The sequence below is a fragment of the Streptomyces sp. NPDC059851 genome (genome assembly GCF_042732005.1).
Classification (GTDB): Bacteria; Actinomycetota; Actinomycetes; order Streptomycetales; family Streptomycetaceae; genus Streptomyces.
In genome coordinates, this window is the sequence record NZ_JBHWJJ010000009.1 from 89,867 (window position 1) to 110,802 (window position 20,936).

The 20,936-nt window shown below is 71.1% G+C and carries 23 protein-coding genes and 1 rRNA gene; 17 read left to right on the top strand and 7 right to left on the bottom strand.

The features are described 5' to 3' along the window. Nucleotides 1–147 precede the first annotated feature (147 nt). The 3 genes from fabG (at nucleotide 148) to ACFV7Q_RS04905 (ending at nucleotide 2,302) form a co-directional block, all read left to right on the top strand. On the top strand, nucleotides 148–867 hold the full coding sequence (gene fabG, locus ACFV7Q_RS04895; RefSeq protein ID WP_385423627.1) for a 3-oxoacyl-[acyl-carrier-protein] reductase: 720 nt from the start codon (nucleotides 148–150) through the stop codon (nucleotides 865–867). Between the two features lie 5 nt (nucleotides 868–872). Next, nucleotides 873–1,643, top strand: a complete 771-nt coding sequence (gene fabI, locus ACFV7Q_RS04900; protein ID WP_385423629.1) for an enoyl-ACP reductase FabI — start codon at nucleotides 873–875, stop codon at nucleotides 1,641–1,643. Nucleotides 1,644–1,864: 221 nt separating this feature from the next. Continuing rightward, nucleotides 1,865–2,302: a hypothetical protein gene (locus ACFV7Q_RS04905; protein ID WP_385423631.1), complete on the top strand. Its 438-nt coding sequence runs from the start codon at nucleotides 1,865–1,867 to the stop codon at nucleotides 2,300–2,302. Here ACFV7Q_RS04905 and ACFV7Q_RS04910 read toward each other — a convergent pair. After that, entirely contained in the window at nucleotides 2,283–3,020 is a 738-nt protein-coding gene (locus ACFV7Q_RS04910; RefSeq protein ID WP_385423633.1) for a FadR/GntR family transcriptional regulator, read from the bottom strand. The two genes, ACFV7Q_RS04905 and ACFV7Q_RS04910, sit on opposite strands and share 20 nt — an antisense overlap. Before the next feature lie 79 nt (nucleotides 3,021–3,099). Between ACFV7Q_RS04910 and ACFV7Q_RS04915 the strand changes: the two genes are divergently transcribed. From ACFV7Q_RS04915 to ACFV7Q_RS04930, 4 genes are all read left to right on the top strand, one after another. Continuing rightward, nucleotides 3,100–4,413 carry a CynX/NimT family MFS transporter gene (locus ACFV7Q_RS04915; protein ID WP_385423635.1) on the top strand — a complete coding sequence of 438 codons (1,314 nt, stop codon included), beginning with the start codon at nucleotides 3,100–3,102 and terminating at the stop codon, nucleotides 4,411–4,413. 5 nt (nucleotides 4,414–4,418) lie between these two features. Then, nucleotides 4,419–4,538: an SGM_5486 family transporter-associated protein gene (locus ACFV7Q_RS04920; RefSeq protein ID WP_385423637.1), complete on the top strand. Its 120-nt coding sequence runs from the start codon at nucleotides 4,419–4,421 to the stop codon at nucleotides 4,536–4,538. A gap of 149 nt (nucleotides 4,539–4,687) precedes the next feature. Continuing rightward, nucleotides 4,688–4,888: a hypothetical protein gene (locus ACFV7Q_RS04925; RefSeq protein WP_385423639.1), complete on the top strand. Its 201-nt coding sequence runs from the start codon at nucleotides 4,688–4,690 to the stop codon at nucleotides 4,886–4,888. Nucleotides 4,889–5,000: 112 nt separating this feature from the next. Further along, nucleotides 5,001–5,522, top strand: coding sequence for a SixA phosphatase family protein (locus ACFV7Q_RS04930; protein WP_385423641.1), 522 nt, complete (start codon nucleotides 5,001–5,003; stop codon nucleotides 5,520–5,522). Nucleotides 5,523–5,672: 150 nt separating this feature from the next. Here the strand turns inward: ACFV7Q_RS04930 and serB are convergent, their stop codons facing one another. After that, a complete protein-coding gene (gene serB, locus ACFV7Q_RS04935; protein WP_385423643.1) occupies nucleotides 5,673–6,872 on the bottom strand; it encodes a phosphoserine phosphatase SerB in 1,200 nt (399 codons plus the stop codon). A gap of 314 nt (nucleotides 6,873–7,186) precedes the next feature. Between serB and ACFV7Q_RS04940 the strand changes: the two genes are divergently transcribed. After that, nucleotides 7,187–9,697: an FHA domain-containing protein gene (locus ACFV7Q_RS04940; RefSeq protein ID WP_385423671.1), complete on the top strand. Its 2,511-nt coding sequence runs from the start codon at nucleotides 7,187–7,189 to the stop codon at nucleotides 9,695–9,697. A gap of 100 nt (nucleotides 9,698–9,797) precedes the next feature. Here ACFV7Q_RS04940 and ACFV7Q_RS04945 read toward each other — a convergent pair whose 3' ends face one another. Next, nucleotides 9,798–10,460 (bottom strand): transglycosylase SLT domain-containing protein, encoded by a 663-nt coding sequence (locus tag ACFV7Q_RS04945; RefSeq protein WP_385423645.1) that lies wholly within the window; start codon nucleotides 10,458–10,460, stop codon nucleotides 9,798–9,800. A gap of 476 nt (nucleotides 10,461–10,936) precedes the next feature. Here ACFV7Q_RS04945 and ACFV7Q_RS04950 point away from each other — a divergent pair, with 476 nt between their 5' ends. The 3 genes from ACFV7Q_RS04950 to ACFV7Q_RS04960 all read left to right on the top strand — a co-directional run bounded on the left by ACFV7Q_RS04950 (nucleotide 10,937) and on the right by ACFV7Q_RS04960 (nucleotide 13,115). Continuing rightward, the gene (locus ACFV7Q_RS04950; RefSeq protein ID WP_385423647.1) at nucleotides 10,937–12,067 is read left to right on the top strand and encodes a GAF domain-containing sensor histidine kinase; all 1,131 of its coding nucleotides are present in this window, start codon (nucleotides 10,937–10,939) and stop codon (nucleotides 12,065–12,067) included. Continuing rightward, nucleotides 12,060–12,713 (top strand): response regulator, encoded by a 654-nt coding sequence (locus ACFV7Q_RS04955; protein ID WP_385423649.1) that lies wholly within the window; start codon nucleotides 12,060–12,062, stop codon nucleotides 12,711–12,713. Before ACFV7Q_RS04950 ends, ACFV7Q_RS04955 begins: the two co-directional genes overlap by 8 nt. A 153-nt stretch (nucleotides 12,714–12,866) precedes the next feature. Continuing rightward, entirely contained in the window at nucleotides 12,867–13,115 is a 249-nt protein-coding gene (locus ACFV7Q_RS04960; RefSeq protein ID WP_385423673.1) for a chaplin, read from the top strand. Nucleotides 13,116–13,234: 119 nt separating this feature from the next. Here the strand turns inward: ACFV7Q_RS04960 and ACFV7Q_RS04965 are convergent, their stop codons facing one another. Beyond that, a complete protein-coding gene (locus tag ACFV7Q_RS04965; RefSeq protein WP_385423651.1) occupies nucleotides 13,235–14,017 on the bottom strand; it encodes a hypothetical protein in 783 nt (260 codons plus the stop codon). Between the two features lie 144 nt (nucleotides 14,018–14,161). On the opposite strand from ACFV7Q_RS04965, the gene ACFV7Q_RS04970 reads away from it, so the two are divergent. The 4 genes from ACFV7Q_RS04970 (at nucleotide 14,162) to ACFV7Q_RS04985 (ending at nucleotide 17,415) form a co-directional block, all read left to right on the top strand. Continuing rightward, nucleotides 14,162–14,956, top strand: coding sequence for an ABC transporter ATP-binding protein (locus ACFV7Q_RS04970; protein WP_385423653.1), 795 nt, complete (start codon nucleotides 14,162–14,164; stop codon nucleotides 14,954–14,956). Between the two features lie 44 nt (nucleotides 14,957–15,000). Then, a complete protein-coding gene (locus ACFV7Q_RS04975) occupies nucleotides 15,001–15,426 on the top strand; it encodes an NfeD family protein (protein WP_385423655.1) in 426 nt (141 codons plus the stop codon). Nucleotides 15,427–15,521: 95 nt separating this feature from the next. Further along, nucleotides 15,522–16,535: an SPFH domain-containing protein gene (locus ACFV7Q_RS04980; protein ID WP_385423657.1), complete on the top strand. Its 1,014-nt coding sequence runs from the start codon at nucleotides 15,522–15,524 to the stop codon at nucleotides 16,533–16,535. A gap of 103 nt (nucleotides 16,536–16,638) precedes the next feature. Further along, nucleotides 16,639–17,415 (top strand): sulfite exporter TauE/SafE family protein, encoded by a 777-nt coding sequence (locus ACFV7Q_RS04985; protein WP_385423659.1) that lies wholly within the window; start codon nucleotides 16,639–16,641, stop codon nucleotides 17,413–17,415. Nucleotides 17,416–17,544: 129 nt separating this feature from the next. On the opposite strand, the gene ACFV7Q_RS04990 is transcribed toward ACFV7Q_RS04985, so the two are convergent. From ACFV7Q_RS04990 to ACFV7Q_RS05000, 3 genes are all read right to left on the bottom strand, one after another. Beyond that, nucleotides 17,545–18,048: an HNH endonuclease gene (locus ACFV7Q_RS04990; protein ID WP_385423661.1), complete on the bottom strand. Its 504-nt coding sequence runs from the start codon at nucleotides 18,046–18,048 to the stop codon at nucleotides 17,545–17,547. Nucleotides 18,049–18,199: 151 nt separating this feature from the next. Then, nucleotides 18,200–18,733 carry a YbhB/YbcL family Raf kinase inhibitor-like protein gene (locus tag ACFV7Q_RS04995; protein WP_385423663.1) on the bottom strand — a complete coding sequence of 178 codons (534 nt, stop codon included), beginning with the start codon at nucleotides 18,731–18,733 and terminating at the stop codon, nucleotides 18,200–18,202. Nucleotides 18,734–18,794: 61 nt separating this feature from the next. Next, nucleotides 18,795–19,577, bottom strand: coding sequence for a sporulation protein (locus ACFV7Q_RS05000; RefSeq protein WP_385423665.1), 783 nt, complete (start codon nucleotides 19,575–19,577; stop codon nucleotides 18,795–18,797). Between the two features lie 97 nt (nucleotides 19,578–19,674). Here ACFV7Q_RS05000 and ACFV7Q_RS05005 point away from each other — a divergent pair, with 97 nt between their 5' ends. Both ACFV7Q_RS05005 and ACFV7Q_RS05010 read left to right on the top strand, forming a co-directional pair. Further along, a complete protein-coding gene (locus tag ACFV7Q_RS05005; protein ID WP_385423667.1) occupies nucleotides 19,675–20,316 on the top strand; it encodes a DNA-3-methyladenine glycosylase in 642 nt (213 codons plus the stop codon). A gap of 532 nt (nucleotides 20,317–20,848) precedes the next feature. Then, nucleotides 20,849–20,936 (top strand): 16S ribosomal RNA (locus ACFV7Q_RS05010); the annotation flags it as partial.

Genomic DNA, 20,936 nt, shown 5'->3' on the forward strand with positions numbered 1-20,936 from the left:
TGGCGCGCCCGGGCCGCCCGTGCCTACCACTTTCTGTAGGGACTCGACAGAGCCCGTCCCGCGGCCCTGTGGGAGACCGATTCTGCGCGCGGCAGGAGCGGCCTATAGGTTTCTGGTACTCAGACCGCTAGTCGAAAGGGTGATCCGTTGAGCCGCTCGGTTCTCGTCACCGGAGGAAACCGGGGCATCGGCCTCGCCATCGCCCGAGCCTTCGCGCAGGCCGGCGACAAGGTCGCGATCACGTACCGCTCGGGCGAGCCGCCGCAGGAGCTCACCGCGCTCGGCGTCCTGGCGGTCCGCTGCGACATCACCGACTCCGAGCAGGTGGAGCAGGCCTACAAGGAGATCGAGGACGCGCACGGCGCGGTCGAGGTGCTGGTGGCCAACGCCGGCATCACCAAGGACACGCTGCTGATGCGCATGTCCGAGGACGACTTCACCTCCGTCCTCGACACCAACCTCACCGGCACCTTCCGCGTGGTCAAGCGCGCCAACCGCGGCATGCTGCGCGCCAAGAAGGGCCGCGTCGTCCTGATCTCCTCGGTCGTCGGTCTCCTCGGCTCGGCCGGTCAGGCCAACTACGCCGCCTCCAAGGCCGCGCTGGTCGGCTTCGCCCGCTCCCTCGCCCGTGAGCTGGGCTCGCGGAACATCACCTTCAACGTCGTGGCCCCCGGCTTCGTCGACACCGACATGACGAAGGTGCTCACCGACGAGCAGCGTGCGGCCATCGTGGCGAACGTGCCGCTCGCGCGCTACGCGCAGCCGGAGGAGATCGCGGCTGCCGTCAGCTTCCTGGCGTCCGACGACGCCGCGTACATCACCGGAGCCGTCATTCCCGTTGACGGCGGATTGGGCATGGGTCACTGATCACCATGAGCGGAATCCTCGACGGCAAGCGCATCCTGATCACGGGTGTGCTGATGGAGTCCTCCATCGCCTTCCACGCCGCCAAGCTGGCCCAGGAGCAGGGCGCCGAGGTCATCCTGACCGCGTTCCCGCGTCCGACGCTGACCGAGCGCATCGCCAAGAAGCTGCCCAAGCCGGCCAAGGTCATCGAGCTCGACGTCACCAACGACGAGCACCTGGCCCGCCTGGAGCAGCTGGTCCGCGACGAGCTCGGCGGCCTCGATGGCGTCGTCCACTCCATCGGCTTCGCCCCGCAGGACGCCCTCGGCGGCAACTTCCTGAACACCCCGTTCGAGTCGGTCGCCACCGCCATGCACGTCTCGGCGTTCTCGCTGAAGTCGCTCACCATGGCCTGCAAGCCGCTGTTCCCGGCGGAGGGCGCGGCCGTCGTCGGCCTCACCTTCGACGCCCAGTACGCCTGGCCGCAGTACGACTGGATGGGCCCGGCGAAGGCCGCCCTGGAGGCGACCAACCGCTACCTCGCCCGAGACCTGGGCAAGGAGAACATCCGCTGCAACCTGGTCTCGGCCGGTCCGATCGGCTCGATGGCCGCGAAGTCCATCCCGGGCTTCTCGGAGCTGGCGGAGGTCTGGAACACCCGCTCCATGCTGGAGTGGGACATGAGCGACCCGGAGCCCGCGGGCCGCGGCGTGGTGGCCCTGCTGTCCGACTGGTTCCCGAAGACCACCGGCGAGATCGTCCACGTGGACGGCGGTCTGCACGCGATGGGTGCCTGACCGGCACGCGTACGGCGTACGGCGGCGGCCGTGCCTCCTTCCGGGGGGCGCGGCCGCCGCCGTTCCGCGTCCCGGGCGGGGGCGGGCCCCGACGGGGCCGAACAGCGGGTTCGATCAGATTTACGAGGGCCGACCGGATCTTCCCGAGTCGAAAACCGGAGCATAAGCCTGCAAACTGACCGGGTCGGGATCTTCCCGGCTGGCGGGGAGGAGGTACGGGCGTGCGTGCGAGGCCGAGCCGGGCGGTGTCACTGCTGGTGACCTCGGCGGTCCTGACGGGGTTCCTGATCCCGGGAGTGCTCGCCCGGCCCGAGGACGGAGACCCGGCGACCGGGTCCGAGGCGGCCGCTCCCGTCGCCGCTGACTTTGCCGAGATCCCCGCCGAACCCCCCGCCCCCGTACGGCCCCTGCCCACGCCCGCCGAGGACCTGTTCGGCGCCGACTGCGACACCGTCATCGAGGGCTCCCTGGTCACGGCGTACTGCCACAACAGCTACCCGCAGACCGACCTGGTCCGGCTGCACGTCGAATGCGACCGCTGGTGGGACCTGGACGGGGACGGCAACGCCGTCGCCGTGGGGCCGGCCGGCCGGGCCGAGCTCGTCGGCCGGTGCTGGAAGGAAGTCCGCTCGACCTGGGTCAGTCACCGGCGGGCGTGACCCCGGCCCCCGCCCCCGTACCTCCCGCCGGGCCCGCAGGGCCCTGCAGCTGTCGGCCGAGGCAGACGAACGGGTAGCCCGCCGCCTCCGACGCCGCCGCGTCCCCGTCACCGCGCCGCACCGCCTCGATCAGTCGGGCGTGGTCCAGGTGCGCCGCCGGATCCAGGTCCGCGCCGACGTCGGCGCGCAGCCACTCGGCCACCAGGTCGCCGAGGTCCGCGTACAGCTCGATCAGCACTTCGTTGTGCGAGGCGGCCACCACCGCCATGTGCAGGGCGACGTCCGCCGCCACGAACAGCTCCGCGTCCCCGCTCGCCCAGGCCTCCTCGCGCCGCGCCAGCAGCGCGTCCAGCTGCGCCACGTCCCGCTCGGTGCGCCGCTCCGCCGCCAGCCGTGCCGCGGCCGACTCCAGCGTCGAGCGGACCTCGGCGACGTGCCGCGGGTCCGCCCCTGCGAAACGGCGGTGCATCACCCCGGCCAGCTCGCTCGTGGCGAGGACGTACGTCCCCGAACCCTGGCGGATGTCCAGCAGCCCGTTGTGGGCCAGGGCCCGGACGGCCTCGCGCACGGTGTTGCGGGCGACCCCCAACATCTCCACCAGCTCCGGCTCGGTCGGGATGCGGGCGCCGACCGGCCACTCGCCGGACGTGATCTGGTTCCTGAGCTGGGCGATCACCTGGTCCACCAGGGCGGATCGGCGGGGCGAGGTCAGCGGCATGCGGGCGGGAGTCCTCTCCGGTGCTGGACGGGGCTGGGGCATTGGACAGCCAATCATCCCATGATTCTATGATGGATGAATGTTGGACGATGAGACCCAGACGCTCGACCGGCCGGCGCCCGCGCACCCCGCCGCCACCCCGACCCCCCGCCCGGCCGCGGCCCCAGCCCCTACCGCCGGGGCCGACCGGCCCGGCTGGCACGGCCCGGTCCTCGTCGTCGGCATCGTCCTGGCCGCCCTCAACCTGCGGCCCGCCATCACCAGCCTCGGCGCGCTGTTCGAGGAGGTCCGCACCGGCCTCGGGATGAGCGGCACCGTCGCCGGACTGATCACCTCCGTCCCGGCCCTCTGCTTCGCCGTCTTCGGCGTCACCGCACCCCGCCTCTCCCGCCGCTTCGGCCCGGCCGCCGTCGTCTGCGCGGGCATGGCCGCCGTCGCCGCAGGTCTGCTGATCCGCCCGTTCGCCAGGGGCGCCGCCGGCTTCCTCGCCGCCAGCGCCCTGTCCCTGGCGGGCATAGCCCTGACCAACGTGCTGCTCCCGGTGATCGTCAAGCGCTGGTTCCCCGACCGCCTCGGCACCATGACCGGCCTGTACTCCATGGCCCTGGCCGTCGGCACCTCGCTGGCCGCCGCCGCGACCGTCCCGCTGACCTCCGCCCTCGGCGGCAGCTGGCGCACCGGCCTGCTGGTCTGGGCCGGGCTCGCCGTGGCCGCCGTACTGCCCTGGCTACCCGTAGCCGCCTCCGCACGGCGCGAGCGGCGGGCCGCCGCCGAAGCCGCCGCCCCCGCCCCGCCGGCCGGCCCCAGCGTCGTCCGCAGCCGCACCGCCTGGGCCCTGGCCGGCTACTTCGGCCTCCAGGCCACGGGCGCGTACATCACCATGGGGTGGCTCCCGCAGATCTTCCGCGACGCCGGTGTCTCCGCCGGCTCCGCGGGCGTCCTGCTCGCCGTCACCATGTTCATGGGCGTCCCGCTGGCCTTCGTCATCCCCAACCTGGCCGGACGGATGCGGAACCAGGGCCCCATCGCCGCCGGCCTCGGCGTGTTCGGCCTCATCGGCTACAGCGGCCTGCACCTCGCCCCCGCCGCCGGCGCCTGGGCGTGGGCACTCCTGCTCGGCATCTCCAACTGCGCCTTCCCGCTCGCCATCACCATGATCGGGCTGCGCGCGAAGACCCCGGGCGGCGTCGTCCGCCTCTCCGCCTTCGCCCAGAGCGCGGGCTACCTCGTCTCCCTCCCCGGCCCCCTCCTCATCGGCGCCCTCTACCAGCACAGCGGAGGCTGGGACCTGCCGCTGACCCTGATGACCTGCCTGCTGCTCCCGCAGATCGCCCTGGGCGTGCTGGCCGGCCGGGACCGCACGATCGAGGACGAACGCGGCATGCGAGACTGAACGGCATGTCGCCCGTACTCGAACCCGACCCCCAGCACGGCCGCAAGAAGCTCGGCCTCGTACTCGGCGCGATGCTCGCCGTCAGCGTGATCATCGCCGTCATCGCGACCGCCGTCTCCCCCTGACCCGGCCGCGGGTGGGGCTGTCCCCACCAACCCCTAGGGGGCCGGGTTCAGGGTCGGGTGGGGTGCGCCCCTGATGGGAACGGCGCCTTCGGATCCCTAGATTCGAAGACGCGATGCCAGTCCCGTCCGCGCACCCACGGAAGGCCCCCATGCCGGCCACCACGCCCACCCCCGTCCACCGCACCGCCGGCGCCGACGCCCGGCTGCACTGGTGGGCGCTGGCCCTGCCCGCGCTCGCCTTCGCCCTCCTGCTGCTGCTCCTCGCCGGATCCGGCGAGGTCCGGGCCACCGCCGCCGAGACCGCGCCCCTGCTCCAGTTCAGCGAGCAGGGGCTGCGCGTCGCGGGCTGATCCGGCCCACGCGTCCGCGCGAGCCGCGCACACCGCGGGTGCGCCCCCGGCCGGCGGACGAGCCCCCACAACACCCTCCGCCCGACGGCCCGATCCGTGCGAAGCTGGGGCCATGAGCGCCGACACACCCCGCAGGATCGTCCTCCTCCGGCACGCCAAGGCCGACTGGCCGCAGGTCGCCGACCACGACCGCCCCCTGGCGGAACGCGGCCGCAAGGAGGCACCGGCCGCCGGACTGAAGCTGGCCGAGACCGGCATCACCTTCGACCTGGCCCTCTGCTCCACCGCCACCCGCACCCGCGAGACGTGGAAGCTCGCCGTCCAGGAACTGCCGCAGCGCCCGAAGACCGTGTACGAGGAGCGGCTGTACGAGGCCTCCCTCGGCGAGCTCATCGCCCTCCTCAACGAGACCCCCGACGAGGTCGAGGACCTCCTGGTGATCGGCCACAACCCCGGCATGCACGCCCTCGCCGACGCCCTCGCCGGCCGCGTGGAGGGCGACGCCCTGGCCCGGATGACCGGCAGCGGCTTCCCGACCGCGGCGCTGGCCGTCGTCTCCTTCGCCGGGTCCTGGAAGTCCGTGGAGCACGGCGTGGGCACGCTGCTCGACTACTGGACCCCCGCGGACCACTGACCGCCCGCGGCGGACCCCGCGTACGCGAACGGGCCCCGGCGGAAGATCTGCCGGGGCCCGTCCCCGTCCCCGTGCACGTCCCCGTCCCCGTGCACGTCCCCGTCCCCGTGCACGTCCCCGCGCGTCCCGCGCAGGTACGTGCGAACCAGCTCAGCTCAGGCCGGCGGCCTCGACCTCCTCGCGGGTGACCCCCAGCAGGTACAGCACCGTGTCCAGGAACGGCACGTTGACCGCGGTGTGCGCGGCCTCGCGGACCACCGGCTTGGCGTTGAAGGCCACCCCCAGCCCGGCCGCGTTCAGCATGTCCAGGTCGTTGGCGCCGTCGCCGATCGCCACCGTCTGCTCCAGCGGCACGCCGGCCTCCTCCGCGAAACGGCGCAGCAGCCGGGCCTTGCCGGCCCGGTCCACGATTTCGCCCGTGACCCGGCCGGTCAGCTTGCCGTCGACGATCTCCAGGGTGTTGGCGGAGGCGAAGTCCAGCCCCAGCCGTTCCCGCAGGTCGTCCGTGACCTGCGTGAACCCGCCGGAGACCACGCCCACCTGGTACCCGAGCTGCTTGAGGGTGCGGATCAGGGTCCGCGCCCCGGGCGTCAGCCGCACCTCGGCCCGCACCTTCTCCACCACCGAGGCGTCGAGCCCCGCCAGCAGCGCCACCCGGGCGTGCAGCGACTGCTCGAAGTCCAGCTCCCCGCGCATGGCCCGCTCGGTCACCTCGGCGACCTCTGCCTCGCAGCCCGCGTGCGCGGCGAACAGCTCGATGACCTCGTCCTGGATCAGGGTGGAGTCCACGTCCATCACGACCAGGCGCTGGGCCCGCCGGTGCAGGCCGGCCGACACCACCGCCACGTCGACGCCGATGTGCGCGGCGGCGGTGGCCAGGGCGGTCCGCAGCGGCCCCGTCTCGCAGCCGGACACGGCGAACTCGACGGCCGTCACCGGGTACTTCGCGAGCCGGAAGATACGGTCGATGTTGCCGCCCGTGGCGGTGATCCGGGCCGCCACCGCCGCCGTGGACTCGGCGGTCAGCGGGTGGCCGAGCACGGTGACGTGGGAGCGGCCGGTGCCGCGCGGCCGGTTGTCACCGGTGCCGGAGAGGATCTCCGCCTGCATCTTGAGCGACTCGGCCCAGCTGTGGACCGTGGCCCGCAGCTCGCCCTCCGTGCCGTGGGAGGGCATGGTGACGAGGGCGCACAGGACTATGCGGCCACGGGTGACGACCTGCTCGATGTCGACCACGTCGACGGAGAAGGCGGCGAGGGTGTCGAACAGTCCCGCGGTGATCCCGGGACGGTCCTTGCCGAAGATCTTGACGAGGAGGGTGGGGACGTCTGAGGTCTGCGAAGCGCTCATGGTGCTCTCACCGTATCTTCCCGTCCCGCGGGGGCGGAGGCCCGTCCCACCCACCGGGACCGGTTTCCCCCGCTCAGAGGCGGCGGCCGGGACCGGTCGGCTGATCGAGAAGTCCCGTATCGCACTCGACGGGCGACTTGCGCCAGCGATCAGCCGGGCCCCGGGAAGGCCCCGATTCCACATGTGGCCGCGGGCCTGAAATAGTTCCCCCGGATGTTAGCCATCCCTAGACTCCCTGGCGTCGGACTCCCTGACGGCCAGGGAGATTCTCGGGGGACCTAAGTGGGGCTGGAGTGCCGGAACTCGTACTGGAATTGAATGGAAGGACCTGGACGTTGGATCCGTCCAGGTCGTACTCCCTGGGGCGCGACCCCCAGGGAGACGTGGTGATCGATGACGCCCGGGTGTCCTGGCGGCACGCCACCATCGCGTGGAACGGCCGGGGTTGGGGAATCGAGGACCACGGCAGCACCAACGGCACCTACGTGCGCGGTGCGCGGGTCCAGCAGGCGGAGCTGGTGCCGGGCACGCCGGTCCACCTCGGCAACGCCACCGACGGCCCGCGGCTGGATCTGAGCGTTGCCGGTGCGCAGCAGGCCGCAGTGCCGCAGCAGCAGGCCCCGGCCTACCAGGCCCCGGCCCCCGCCTACCAGGCCCCGGCCCAGGCTCAGGGCGCCCCGGCGTACCAGCCTCCGGCCCAGCAGCAGGGGTGGCCGCAGCCGCACCAGCAGCAGGCGCCCGCCCAGCAGCACTTCCCGCAGCAGCAGGGCGCGGCCGCCGCGGCCCAGCCCGCCCAGGGAGCGCACGCCGGCTACGGCGGCGACCGCAGCCCGACGACCTTCCACCAGATCGCCGTCGGCCGCGTCATGCGGATCGGTCGTGCCCTGGACAACGAGCTCGTCGTCTCCGACCTCCAGGTCTCGCGGCACCACGCGGAGTTCCGCTCCACCGGCGGTCGCTTCGAGATCCACGACCTCGGCAGCCACAACGGCACCTACGTCAACGGCCAGCCACTGGCCAAGTCGGGCTCCGCGCTGCTCGGCCCGAACGACATCGTCGGCGTCGGTCACTCCACGTTCCGGATCGTCGGCGACCGGCTGGAGGAGTTCGTCGACTCCGGCGACGTCTCCTTCTCGGCCCGCCACCTCACGGTCACGGTCGACGGCGGCAAGCAGATCCTCAAGGACGTCACCTTCGGCGTCCCGGAGAAGTCGCTGATCGGCGTCATCGGACCCTCCGGTTCCGGCAAGTCGACCCTGCTCAAGGCGCTGACCGGCTACCGGCCCGCCGACCAGGGTGAGGTCCTCTACGACAACCGCAACCTGTACAAGCAGTTCGCGGAACTCCGCCAGCGCATCGGCCTGGTCCCGCAGGACGACATCCTGCACAAGGAACTGAAGGTCCTGACCGCCCTGAAGTACGCGGCCAAGCTCCGTTTCCCTGGCGACACCGCCGAGTCCGAGCGCGCCGCCCGCATCGACGAGGTACTGCGCGAGCTCAAGCTCGACATCCACAAGGACAAGAAGATCACCGCGCTCTCGGGTGGTCAGCGCAAGCGCGTGTCCGTGGCCCTCGAACTGCTCACCAAGCCCTCGCTGATCTTCCTGGACGAGCCGACCTCCGGCCTCGACCCGGGCATGGACCGCGACGTCATGCAGCTGCTGCGCGGCCTCGCCGACGACGGCCGCACGGTCCTGGTCGTCACCCACTCCGTCGCCGAGCTGGGCCTGTGCGACAAGCTGCTGGTCATGGCCCCGGGCGGTTCGGTCGCCTACTTCGGCCCGCCGGACGAGGCGCTGAACTTCTTCGGCTACAGCACGTGGGCGGACGTGTTCTCGGCCTTCGAGAACTACCGTGACTACGACTGGGCCGGCCGCTGGAAGGGCTCGCAGCACTACCAGCTGTACGCAGCCGACCTCGACGCGGTCGCCCCGCAGTCCGTCGCCATGCCGCCGCAGCAGATGATCCCGCCGAAGCCGCAGGCCTGGGGCTCGCAGCTGTGGACCCTGATCCGCCGCTACCTGTCGGTCATCGCCTCGGACAAGGGCTTCATGGCCCTCATGCTGATCCTGCCCGCGGTCATCGGCATCGTCTCCACGGTGATCCCGGCGAAGTTCGGCCTCGCGCCGCCGACCCCGCCGAGCCGCTTCAACGGCGACGCCGGGACGATCATGCTGATCCTCACGGTCGGCATGTGCTTCTCCGGGTCCGCCAACTCGGTCCGAGAGCTGATCAAGGAGCGGGTCATCTACGAGCGGGAACGCGCGACGGGCCTGTCCCGTTCGGCGTACCTGATGTCGAAGGTGATCGTCCTCGGCGTCATCACCGCCCTCCAGTGCGCGATCATGTGCGCGATCGCCTTCACCCCGCGCAAGCTCCCCGCCGAGGGCCTGTTCATGGACCCGGCCACCGAGCTCTGCATCTCGGTCATCGCGCTCGGCTTCACCTCGATGATGTTCGGCCTCGTCATCTCCTCGCTGGTGAAGACCGCCGAGAAGACCATGCCGCTGCTGGTCATGTTCGCGATCGTCCAGGTCGTGTTCACGGGCATCCTGTTCCAGCTCTACGACAAGCCCGGCCTGGAGCAGTTCGCCTGGCTGATGCCCTCCCGCTGGGCCATCGCCGCCGCCGGCACCACCCTGAACCTCGGCAAGCTGATGGCGCCGTGGGACATTGAGAACCCGACCAACACCGACCCCCTGTGGGACGCCACGGCCGGCCAGTGGACGCTCAACATCATCGTCCTGCTCGCCCTCGGCGTGGCCTGCGGCTTCGCCGTCCAGCGCCTGCTGCGCCGCCACGAGCCCGAGGTCATGCGCAACTAGCAGTACCCGCCGTGACGCACAAGCGCCTCAGGGCGGTACCCGGATCCGGGTACCGCCCTGAGGCGTTCGAAGAGGTGCCGCGGAAGCTTCCGCGAGAGGCCTAGTAGGCGCTGTTCACGTTGTCGATGGTGCCGTAGCGGTCGGCCGCGTAGTTGCAGGCGGCGACGATGTTGGCGACCGGGTCGTACTGGTCGAACTTGGTGCCCGGCACGTGGTAGGCCTTGAAGGTCGGGTAGATGACCTGGAGCAGGCCCTTGGACGGGACGCCGTTCTTGGCGTTGATGTCCCAGTTGTTGATGGCGAGCGGGTTGCCCGAGGACTCGCGCATCACGTTCTTGTGGATGCCCGCGTAGGTGCCCGGGATGCCCTCCTTCTTCATGATGAAGAGGGCTTCCTTGATCCAGCCGTCCAGGTTGTTCGCGAAGACCGGCTTCCGGGCGGCCGCACGGCTGGCGGCCTCCGCCTCGCGCGCCTTCTTCGCCGCGGCCGCGGCCTTGGCCTTGGCCGCGGCGGCCGCGTCCTGGGCGCGCTGGGCGGCGACGGCCTGCTGCGCTGCCAGGCTGCCCTGGGCGGCCTTGGTCTGCGCGTCCAGGACCTGGGTCAGTGCCACGGGGGCGACGGCGGCCTCGGCCGTACCGGTGTTGCCTGCACCGCCGGGAACGAGAGTGGCGGCGACGGCAGCGGCACCGACGGTGGCGACGGCGGCGAAGGACATCTTGTGCTTCTTCGTCAGACGACGGCCACGAATGTTGGTCTTGGACATGCGTTAGCAACCTCTTCGAATCGCGGGGGCCGCAGGTGGGCTCCGTGTGGATCCGGGGGGATCCCCGGTGCCGTGCGGCGAGAGCAATTCTTAGCGGCGGCAAAATTCTGGTGCAAAGGTGTGACGTACGATCCCGCTTAGTGGATCACGGGCCTGCCTCCGGCCCAGAATTCCGGCCCCCGTGCTGCGCAGAGCAGCACTGATGCGACCCTTATGTCTCCACTAGGCGTCTTCGTAAGTGATGTGGGTCCTATGCGCGGGCTCACATCGGCCCCGTAACGGTCTCACCATCCGTTGCCGCTGCAATTCAATCCGTCACGCTTCTGCGACCTGCGGACCACTCATCCCGCCCCGCCTCCTCCCACGGTCCGGGCCATCAACCCGCCGCCTCCTCCCCGAGGAGGACCCCGGCCCCGACCCCGGGCCTAGGCCCGCGGCCCGATCCCGCAGGTCAGCGCCGCGAGTACGGTGACCCCATGCACAACGGACCGCGCAGTGGCCTCGCCGCCGTGAGCACCGCACTGCTCGCCATGAGCCGCCGGCTGGAGGTGCGCGACGTCCTGCGCACGATCGTCGTCTCCGCCCGCGAGCTCCTCGACGCCCGGTACGCGGCCCTCGGCGTCCCGGACGACCACGGCGGCTTCGCCCAGTTCGTCGTCGACGGCATCAGCGAGGACCAGTGGCGCCGCATCGGCCCGCTCCCCCGTCAGCACGGCATCCTGGCCGCGATGCTCCACCGGGACGGCGCCGAACGGCTGGCCGACGTACGCAACGACCCCCGCTTCGAGGGGTGGCCCTCCGCGCACCCCGAGATGTCCGACTTCCTCGGCCGGCCCATCCGGGACGGCGAGGAGACCCTCGGCGCCCTCTTCCTCGCCAACAAGCGCGTCCCCGGCGGCTTCACCGAGGAGGACGAGGAACTCCTCGGCCTCCTCGCCCAGCACGCGGCGATCGCCCTCACCAACGCCAGGCTCTACGAGCGCAGCCGCGAGCTCACCATCGCCGAGGAGCGCTCCCGCCTCGCCCACGAGCTGCACGACGCCGTCAGCCAGAAGCTGTTCTCCCTCCGTCTGACCGCCCAGGCCGCCGCCGCCCTCGTCGACCGCGACCCGGCCCGCGCCAAGGAGGAGCTCCACGAGGTCGCCGCGCTCGCCGCCGAGGCCGCCGACGAGCTGCGCGCCGCCGTCACCGAACTGCGCCCCGCCGGCCTCGACGAGGACGGGCTGGTCGCCACCCTCCGCGGCCAGGTCCGCGTCCTCGACCGCGCCCACACCGCCCACGTCACCTTCACCTGCGACGGCATACGGGCCCTGCCCGCCTCCCAGGAGGAAGCCCTGCTCCGCGTCGCGCAGGAAGCCCTCCACAACGCCCTGCGCCACGCGGACGCCGACCGCGTCGAGGTCGTCCTCGCCCGCCGCGGCCCGGGCGCGGTCCTCACCGTCGTGGACGACGGCCGCGGCTTCGACCCCCGGGCGGTCCGCGCGGCCGGCCGCCACCTGGGCCTGGTCTCCATGCGGGACAGGGCCGGCGGCGTCGGCGGCCGCCTCACCGTGCACTCGGCGCCCGGCCGGGGCACCACGATCGAGATGGAGGTGCCCGGTGGCTGACACGCCCGGGCGGAGGCGCATCGCAGTACTGCTCGTCGACGACCACCAGGTGGTCCGGCGGGGTCTGCGCACGTTCCTGGAGGTCCAGGACGACATCGAGGTGGTCGGCGAGGCGGCCGACGGGGAGGAAGGGGTGGCCCGCGCCGAGGAGCTGCGGCCCGACGTGATCCTGATGGACGTCAAGATGCCGGGCACCGACGGCATCGAGGCCCTGCGCCGGCTGCGCGCCCTCGCCCACCCGGCCCGGGTCCTCATCGTCACCAGCTTCACCGAGCAGCGCACCGTCGTCCCCGCGCTGCGCGCGGGCGCAGCGGGATACGTCTACAAGGACATCGACCCCGATGCGCTGGCCGGAGCCATCCGTTCCGTCCATGCCGGCCACGTCCTGCTCCAGCCCGAGGTGGCCGAGGCCCTCCTCTCCCAGGAGGAGCAGCCCGCGTCCGGCCGCGGCGGCTCCCTGACCGACCGGGAGCAGGAGGTCCTCGCCCTGATCGCGGACGGACGCTCGAACCGGGAGATCGCCCGTGCCCTCGTCCTCTCCGAGAAGACCGTCAAGACGCACGTGTCGAACATCCTGATGAAACTGGACCTCGCGGACCGCACCCAGGCGGCCCTGTGGGCGGTCCGGCACGGCACCGCCGGCTGACCGCGGCCGGCCCCCGTCCCGCGTCCGGCTCCGCTACGGAATTCATACTGTCGGGTGGATGTCGCCCACATGGCGTATCCCGTGCGCCGGGCGACCGTTCTCCATGGCGTGCTGCGGCGGACGGCCGCGGCAGACGCTCTGGAGGACGAGAACGTGAAGAACACCAAGAAGGCCACGGCCATCACCCTGATCGCTGGCGGCCTCCTCGCCGCGGGGGCCGGCGTCTCCTCGGCGCACGGCAGCGGTGCCTCGGCCTGCGGCGAGGCGGTGGGCTCGCCCGGCGTGGCCTCCGGGAACCTGGTCCAGGCCCCCGTGCACGTCCCCGTGAACGTGGTCGGCAACACCGCTACCGTCGTCGGCCTGCTGAACGGCGTCTGGGGCAACGCGGGCGTCAACCACTGACCCGCCGCCCCCGTCGCCGGCCCCGCCTCCCCCACTCTCCCCGGGAGGCGGGGCCGCAGCACCGGGCTCCGCAGCGCGTCCCGCCCCGACCGGGCCCGCCCCGCCCGGCCACTGCGACGTCAGCCGCGCTCCCGCTCCTCCACCGCCGCGTTGTACGCCGCCACCAGCGCCCGTCGCGCCACCCGCTCCACCGGCCGCAGGGCCTCCGCCCGCGCCGCCATCTCCGAGGCCGCCACCGCACCCCCGTGCCCGCGTTCGTACGCCAGCGACACCAGCAGGCCCACCCGCTGCGCCAGCGCCAGCACCCGCACCGCCCGCGCCGGATACCCGGGGGCCAGCGCCTCCCGCCCGGCCTCGGCCCGCGCCCGGTACGCCGACAGCGCAGCCTCCGCCGCCGGCCCCGACGCCGCCACGTCCAGCCGCGCCAGCACGACCGTCGCCTCCCGCATCCCCTCGGCCAGCTCCCGCTCCGCCTCACCGAGCGACGGCACGTCCGCCGGCGGGGCGTCCCGCACCGGCAGGCAGTGCCACACCACCTCCACGTGCACGTCCCCCGCGGGCCCCGCCTCGCTGACCTCCGGCACCAGACCCAGCGCCGCCCCCACCGCGACCACCGCCTCCCCGGCCTCCAACGCCCGCGCATTGAACTCCGGCGGCCCGCTCAGCCCCAACGGATGCCCCGGCACCGGCAACGCCACGCGCAGCCCCGTCACCCCCAGCCTCCGCAGCCGGCCCAGCGCCAGCGTCAGTCCCACCGGGGCGTCCTCGTCCGGCAGCCCCGCCACCCGGTGCACGGCGTCCTCGCCCACGATCGACATCGCGGCCTCGTCGGGCGAGACCAGACCGGCCAGCAGCGCGTTCCCCCAGGCGGCCAGCCGCCCTGAACGTGGTTCGAAAAGCATCCCCCCACTCTACGGATCAGCCCGGATCCGGCCCCGCAGCCGGGCTGACGCCCGGAGCGCTCCCCGAGTGGCGTAGGTTTTCCCCTGGGGCTGCGCCGGCCGGTGCACTGACGAAACAAGACTGCAAGGGGAGACAACGCGCTCATGAGCGATGTACTGGAGCTGGTGGACGTATCCGTGGTCCGCGAGGGCCGGGCTCTGGTGGACCAGGTCTCCTGGTCGGTCAAGGAAGGGGAGCGCTGGGTCATCCTCGGCCCCAACGGCGCCGGGAAGACGACCCTGCTCAACATCGCGTCCAGCTACCTCTTCCCCACCAAGGGCACCGCCACCATCCTCGGCAGCACCCTCGGCAAGGTTGACGTCTTCGAGCTGCGCCCCCGCATCGGCGTGGCCGGCATCGCGATGGCCGACAAGCTCCCCAAGAAGCAGACCGTCCTCCAGACCGTCCTCACCGCCGCGTACGGCATGACGGCGACCTGGCAGGAGGAGTACGAGGAGATCGACGAGCAGCGCGCCCGCGCCTTCCTCGACCGCCTCGGCATGACCGACTACCTCGACCGGAAGTTCGGCACCCTCTCCGAGGGCGAGCGCAAGCGCACCCTGATCGCCCGCGCCCTGATGACCGACCCCGAGCTGCTCCTCCTCGACGAGCCCGCCGCCGGCCTCGACCTCGGCGGCCGCGAGGACCTCGTACGCCGCCTCGGCCGCCTCGCCCGCGATCCGCTCGCCCCCTCCATGGCGATGGTCACGCACCACGTCGAGGAGATCGCCCCCGGCTTCACGCACGTCCTGATGATCCGCCAGGGCAAGGTCGTGACCGCCGGACCCATCGACCTCGAACTCACCTCGCGCAACCTCTCCCTCTGCTTCGGCCTCCCCCTGGTCGTCGAGCGCCACGACAACGACCGCTGGACCGCCCAGGGCCTGCCCCTGCGTTAGGCGCACCCTGTCCCGACCGCGCCCGCCGGACCTACCATGACCATGTGAACATCGACGCATGGGTGTGGTGGCTCATAGGCGCGGTCGGACTGGGCATCCCGCTCGTTCTGACGGCCATGCCGGAGTTCGGCATGTTCGCCGTCGGTGCGCTCGCGGCCGCCGTCACCGCGGCCCTCGGCGGGGGAGTGGTCGCCCAGGTCCTCGTTTTCGTGATCGTGTCGGTCGCGCTCACGGCAGTCGTCCGCTCGATCGCCAACCACCACCGCGAGCGGCCCCAACACCGCACCGGAGTCGACGCGTTGAAGGGCAGAACCGCCCTCGTCGTCGAACGCGTCGACGGCACCGGGGGCAGGATCAAACTCGCCGGCGACATCTGGTCCGCCCGCAGCCTCGACGCGGACAGCACCTTCGAACCCGGCCAGCAGGTGGACGTCGTGGAGATCGACGGAGCCACCGCCGTCGTGATGTGAGCTTCTGAGCCAAGCAGCCGACCCGCGGCCCCGGGGTCTGCGAGACTCCGCTTCAACGGGGCAGCACAGACAGCCGGAAGGGCACGGGGAACCGCATGCAACCGATCATCATCGTCCTGATCATTCTGGTGGTTCTGGTCTTCATCGCACTGGTCAAGACGATCCAGGTGATCCCGCAGGCCAGCGCAGCCATCGTCGAGCGGTTCGGCCGCTACACCCGCACGCTCAACGCGGGCCTCAACATCGTGGTCCCGTTCATCGATTCCATCCGCAACCGCATCGACCTCCGCGAGCAGGTCGTGCCGTTCCCGCCGCAGCCGGTCATCACCCAGGACAACCTGGTCGTCAACATCGACACCGTCATCTACTACCAGGTGACCGACGCCCGCGCCGCGACGTACGAGGTCGCCAGCTACATCCAGGCCATCGAGCAGCTCACCGTCACCACCCTGCGCAACATCATCGGCGGCATGGACCTGGAGCGGACCCTGACCTCCCGCGAGGAGATCAACGCGGCCCTGCGCGGCGTCCTCGACGAGGCCACCGGCAAGTGGGGCATCCGCGTCAACCGCGTCGAGCTCAAGGCCATCGACCCGCCGACCTCCATCCAGGACTCGATGGAGAAGCAGATGCGCGCCGACCGCGACAAGCGCGCCTCCATCCTCCAGGCCGAGGGCGTCCGCCAGTCCGAAATCCTCAAGGCCGAGGGCGAGAAGCAGTCCGCCATCCTGCGCGCCGAGGGTGAGGCCAAGGCCGCCGCCCTCAAGGCCGAGGGCGAGGCCCAGGCCATCCGTACGGTCTTCGAGTCCATCCACGCCGGTGACGCCGACCAGAAGCTCCTCGCCTACCAGTACCTCCAGATGCTGCCGAAGCTCGCCGAAGGCGACGCCAACAAGCTCTGGATCGTCCCCAGCGAAATCGGTGACGCCCTCAAGGGCCTCTCCGGTGCCATGGGCAACTTCGGCCCCGTGAACGGCGGTTCGGGCTTCAACCCGCTGAACACCGCGAAGACCGCCGGAAACGGATCTACCAACGGAACCACCAACGGCAGCCACGGACACAACGGGAACAACGGCACGGAACGCCGCGAACAGCCCCCGATCGACTGACCCCCCGGACCCGACGGCCCGTCCCCTCCTGCATGATCAGTGAGGCCCCTCGACCTTCATGGCGGGGAGGCGTCTCACTCATGCAAAGGGGATGGCCCGGTCCATGTCCATGTCCATCTGGGAATCACTCGCCGTGTTCGCGGCCGGCGTCGGCGCCGGCACCATCAACACCATCGTCGGCTCCGGAACCCTCATCACCTTCCCGGTGCTCCTCGCCACCGGACTCAGCCCGGTCACCGCCAACGTGTCCAACACCCTCGGCCTGGTGCCCGGTTCGCTCAGCGGAGCCTTCGGCTACCGCAAGGAACTCCGCGGCCAGCGCCGCCGCATCATCCGCCTCGGAGCCGTCTCGCTCATCGGCGGACTCGCCGGCGCCGTCCTGCTCCTCACCCTGCCCTCGGAGTCCTTCGACACGATCGTGCCCGTCCTCATCGGACTCGCACTCGTCCTCGTCGTCCTCCAGCCCCGCCTCGCCGCGGCCCTGCGCCGCCGCCAGGAAGCCGCGGGCCGGGACGGAGGCCATCCCGACGGCGGGCCCGTCCTCCTCGGCGGGATGCTGACGGCCAGCGCGTACGGCGGCTACTTCGGCGCCGCCCAAGGCGTGCTCTACCTCGCCCTGATGGGGCTGCTGCTCCAGGACGACATACAGCGCATCAACGCCGTCAAGAACGTCATCGCCGCCCTCGTCAACGGTATCGCCGCCGTCTTCTTCCTCTTCGTCGCCGACTTCGACTGGACGGCCGTCGTCCTCATCGCCGTCGGCTCGACCATAGGCGGCCAGATCGGCGCAAAGGTCGGCCGCCGCCTGCCGCCCACGGCCCTCCGCGCAGTCATCGTCGTGGTCGGCACCGTCGCCATCGTCCAGCTGCTGCTGCACTGATCCCGCCCGCACCGAGACGACGGTGGCCCGCCCCTCACCCGAGGGACGGGCCGCCGCCCGGTAGGCGCCCCGGCCGGGGGCCGCGCCGCACGCGACCCGCCGTCCACGACGCAGTCCATGAGCCGGAGCCTAGGCCGAGCGCGCCAGCCACTCCGGCAGGGTCTCCTGCCCGCGCACGCCCAGGGCCAGCAGCATCGCGTCCGCCGGCGACGGCACGAACGGCTCGCGCAGCAGCGGCATGCCCGCCTCCGCCGGAGTCCGGTCCGCTTTGCGGTGGTTGTCCTCGGCGCAGGACGCCACCGTGTTCATCCAGGTGTCCCCACCGCCCTGCGCCCGCGGCACCACGTGGTCCACGGTCGTCGCACGCTTCCCGCAGTACGCGCACCGGTGCTGGTCCCGGACCAGCACCCCCCTCCGCGACCAAGGCGCGTGTCTTCGGAAGGGAACCCGGACGTACCGGCACAACCGGATCACCCGCGGCATCGGCAGATCCATGGTGGCCCCGCGGACACGCAGTTCGGGGTGCGACTGTTCGACGACCGCCTTGTCCTGGAGCACCAGAACGACGGCCCGGTTCAACGTCACCGTCGACAGCGGCTCGAAGCTCGCATTCAGCACCAGCGTGTCCCGCATTCTCGCCCACCTCCCGTGCGCAGGCCCGCGACCACCCTGGCTGCAGGGCCCGCAACCACTCTGGCCGCGCGCGCCACGCGGGACAACGCAATAAAAAATGCCCGGTCCTGGCCGCGTTCAGACCAGGACCGGGCAAACGGAAGGCGAACGGTCAGTTCCGGGGGGCCTCGTACTCACCGATCAGTTGCGCCCGACCCAGCGCGTGGAAGCGCAGGTTGAAACCGACCACAGCAGGGGAGACGTCCCCGCCCGGCCCCAGCTTCTCCTGGTCCACCGCGTACACCGTGAACACGTACCGGTGCCGCTCCCCGGCCGGCGGGGCCGCCCCTCCGAAGTCCTTCGTGCCGTAGTCGTTGCGCACGTGCACCGCACCGGCCGGAAGCCCCTCGAACTTCCCGCTGCCCGCCCCCGCAGGCAGCTCGGTGACCGAGGCGGGCAAGTCGAACAGGACCCAGTGCCAGAACCCGCTGCCCGTGGGCGCGTCCGGGTCGAAGCACGTCACCGCGAAGCTCTTCGTCCCCGCGGGGAAGCCCTCCCACCGCAGGTGCGGCGAGACGTTCCCACCCCGCAGCACCTGGCCGTCGCCCAGCTCCCCGCCCGGCTCCAGGTCGTCGCTCACCACCGAGAACGCGGCGACCTCCGGGTGGAAGTCGTGGGGAAGAGGCGCCCTGTTCTGCTCGGCCACTGCTGAACCTCCTGATCGCGAACCGGTACCGGACCGGACTGGCCCGGCACCCGGCCCGAGCCTAGAACCAGTTGCGCTGCGAACCCACGGACGCGATCCACTCGTTGAGGTAAGCCGCCCAGTCGGTCCCCTGGTACGACTGCAGGCCCACCTGGAAGCAGCGGTAGGTGTCGCTGCCCTCCGTGAACAAGCCCGACTTCTTGTCCATCTCCAGGACGACGTCCATCTCTCTGCCGTCCGAGACGAAGGTCAGCTCGACCTGGTTCAGACCGCGGTACTGCGCCGGCGGCAGGAACTCGATCTCCTGGTAGAAGGGCAGCGTCTGCCGGGTGCCGCGGATGTGCCCGCGCTCCATGTCCGCGCTGCGGAAGGTGAAGCCCAGCCGGCGGAAGCCGTCGAGGATCGCCTGCTGCGCCGGCACCGGGTGGACGTTGATCGGGTCGAGGTCGCCGGCGTCCACGGCCCGCGCGATCTCCAGCTCGGTGCTCACACCGATGTTCATTCCGTGCAGGTGCTGACCCTCGAAGTGGGTGATCGGGGTCTCCGCGGGGATCTCCAGCCCGAACGGCACCACGTGCAGGGCGCCGGGCTGCACCTTGAAGGCACCGCCGAGGCGCTGCTTCGTGAAGACGACGTCCTGCTTGTACTCCTGGTCGCCGCCCTCGACCTCGACCCGTGCCTGCAGCCCCAGGGACAGGCCCTCGATCTGCTGCTCCACGGAGCCGCCCTGGATGCGGACCTCACCCTGGACGATCCCGCCAGGCACGACGTTCGGCTCGGTGATGATCGTGTCCACCGAGGCACCACCGGCACCCAGTGCGGCGAACAGCTTCTTGAACCCCATGTCTGACTCCCCTTGAAGGACTCGTTCGACTAACCCTTACCAACGCGGAACCTTAGGCCCCGGTTGCAGGCGTGCCCGCTCCACTACGCTCGACCGGATGAGCGCGCGCACCGACCGTACGCCCCTGCCCCGGTCCTTCTTCGACCGGCCGGTCCTCACGGTGGCCCCGGACCTCCTCGGCCGCATCCTGGTCCGTCGTACGCCCGAGGGCCCCATCGAACTGCGCATCACGGAGGTCGAGGCGTACGAGGGCGAGGCCGATCCCGGCTCCCACGCCTACCGCGGCCGCACCGAGCGCAACGCATCGATGTTCGGCCCGCCCGGACACGCGTACGTCTACTTCATCTACGGCATGTGGTTCAGCCTCAACCTGGTGTGCGGTCCACCGGGCCGTGCGAGCGGGGTGCTGCTGCGCGCGGGAGAGATCGTCGTGGGCAGCGACCTGGCTCGCAAACGTCGACTTTCAGCCAGAAGCGACAAGGAACTGGCCAAAGGCCCGGCCCGCCTGGCGACGGCCCTGGAGGTGGACCGTTCCCTCGACGGCGCCGACCTGTGCGGCGGCCCCGATTCCCCCCTCTCCCTGCTGGCGGGCACCCCCACCCCACCCGACCTGGTGAGCAACGGTCCCCGCACGGGCGTCGGCGGAGCCGGAGCGGCCCACCCTTACCGCTACTGGATCACGCACGACCCGACGGTGAGCCCCTATCGGGCCCACGTCCCCCGCCGCCGCCCAACTTGACTCGCCCTGGGCGGACGCCTAACGTAGCCCGAGCCGCTTGAACGGGTCCCTGTCATTGACAGCCCCCGGAGCGGCCAAACCACCACCTACTGCAAACCCCTGGCGGGGTCGATTTTGGCATGCCCGAATTCGAATCCGACGACTCGATTATGAGTTGCACAGGATGAGCGCTAAAGTGGTGGACGCCGAAAGGGAAAACGCGAAAGCGAAGAACCGGAAAGCGAAGCGCGAAACACTCTGATAGAGTGGGAAACGCAAGAACGAAAGCCCGGAGGAAAGCCCGAGAGGGTGAGTACGAAGGAAGCGTCCGTTCCTTGAGAACTCAACAGCGTGCCAAAAATCAACGCCAGAAGTTGATACCCCGTCCACTTCGGTGGATGAGGTTCCTTTGAAAAGACCTGCGGGGCTCTTCGGAGTGCTCGTAGGCAACAACACAGCGAGGACGCAGTGGTCAGTCGGTCATATTCCGACCGTGGCTGACCCGCTCACCTGATGTTGCACCGGCTGTATTAATTTACTGGCCGAGTAAACATTCATGGAGAGTTTGATCCTGGCTCAGGACGAACGCTGGCGGCGTGCTTAACACATGCAAGTCGAACGATGAAGCCCTTCGGGGTGGA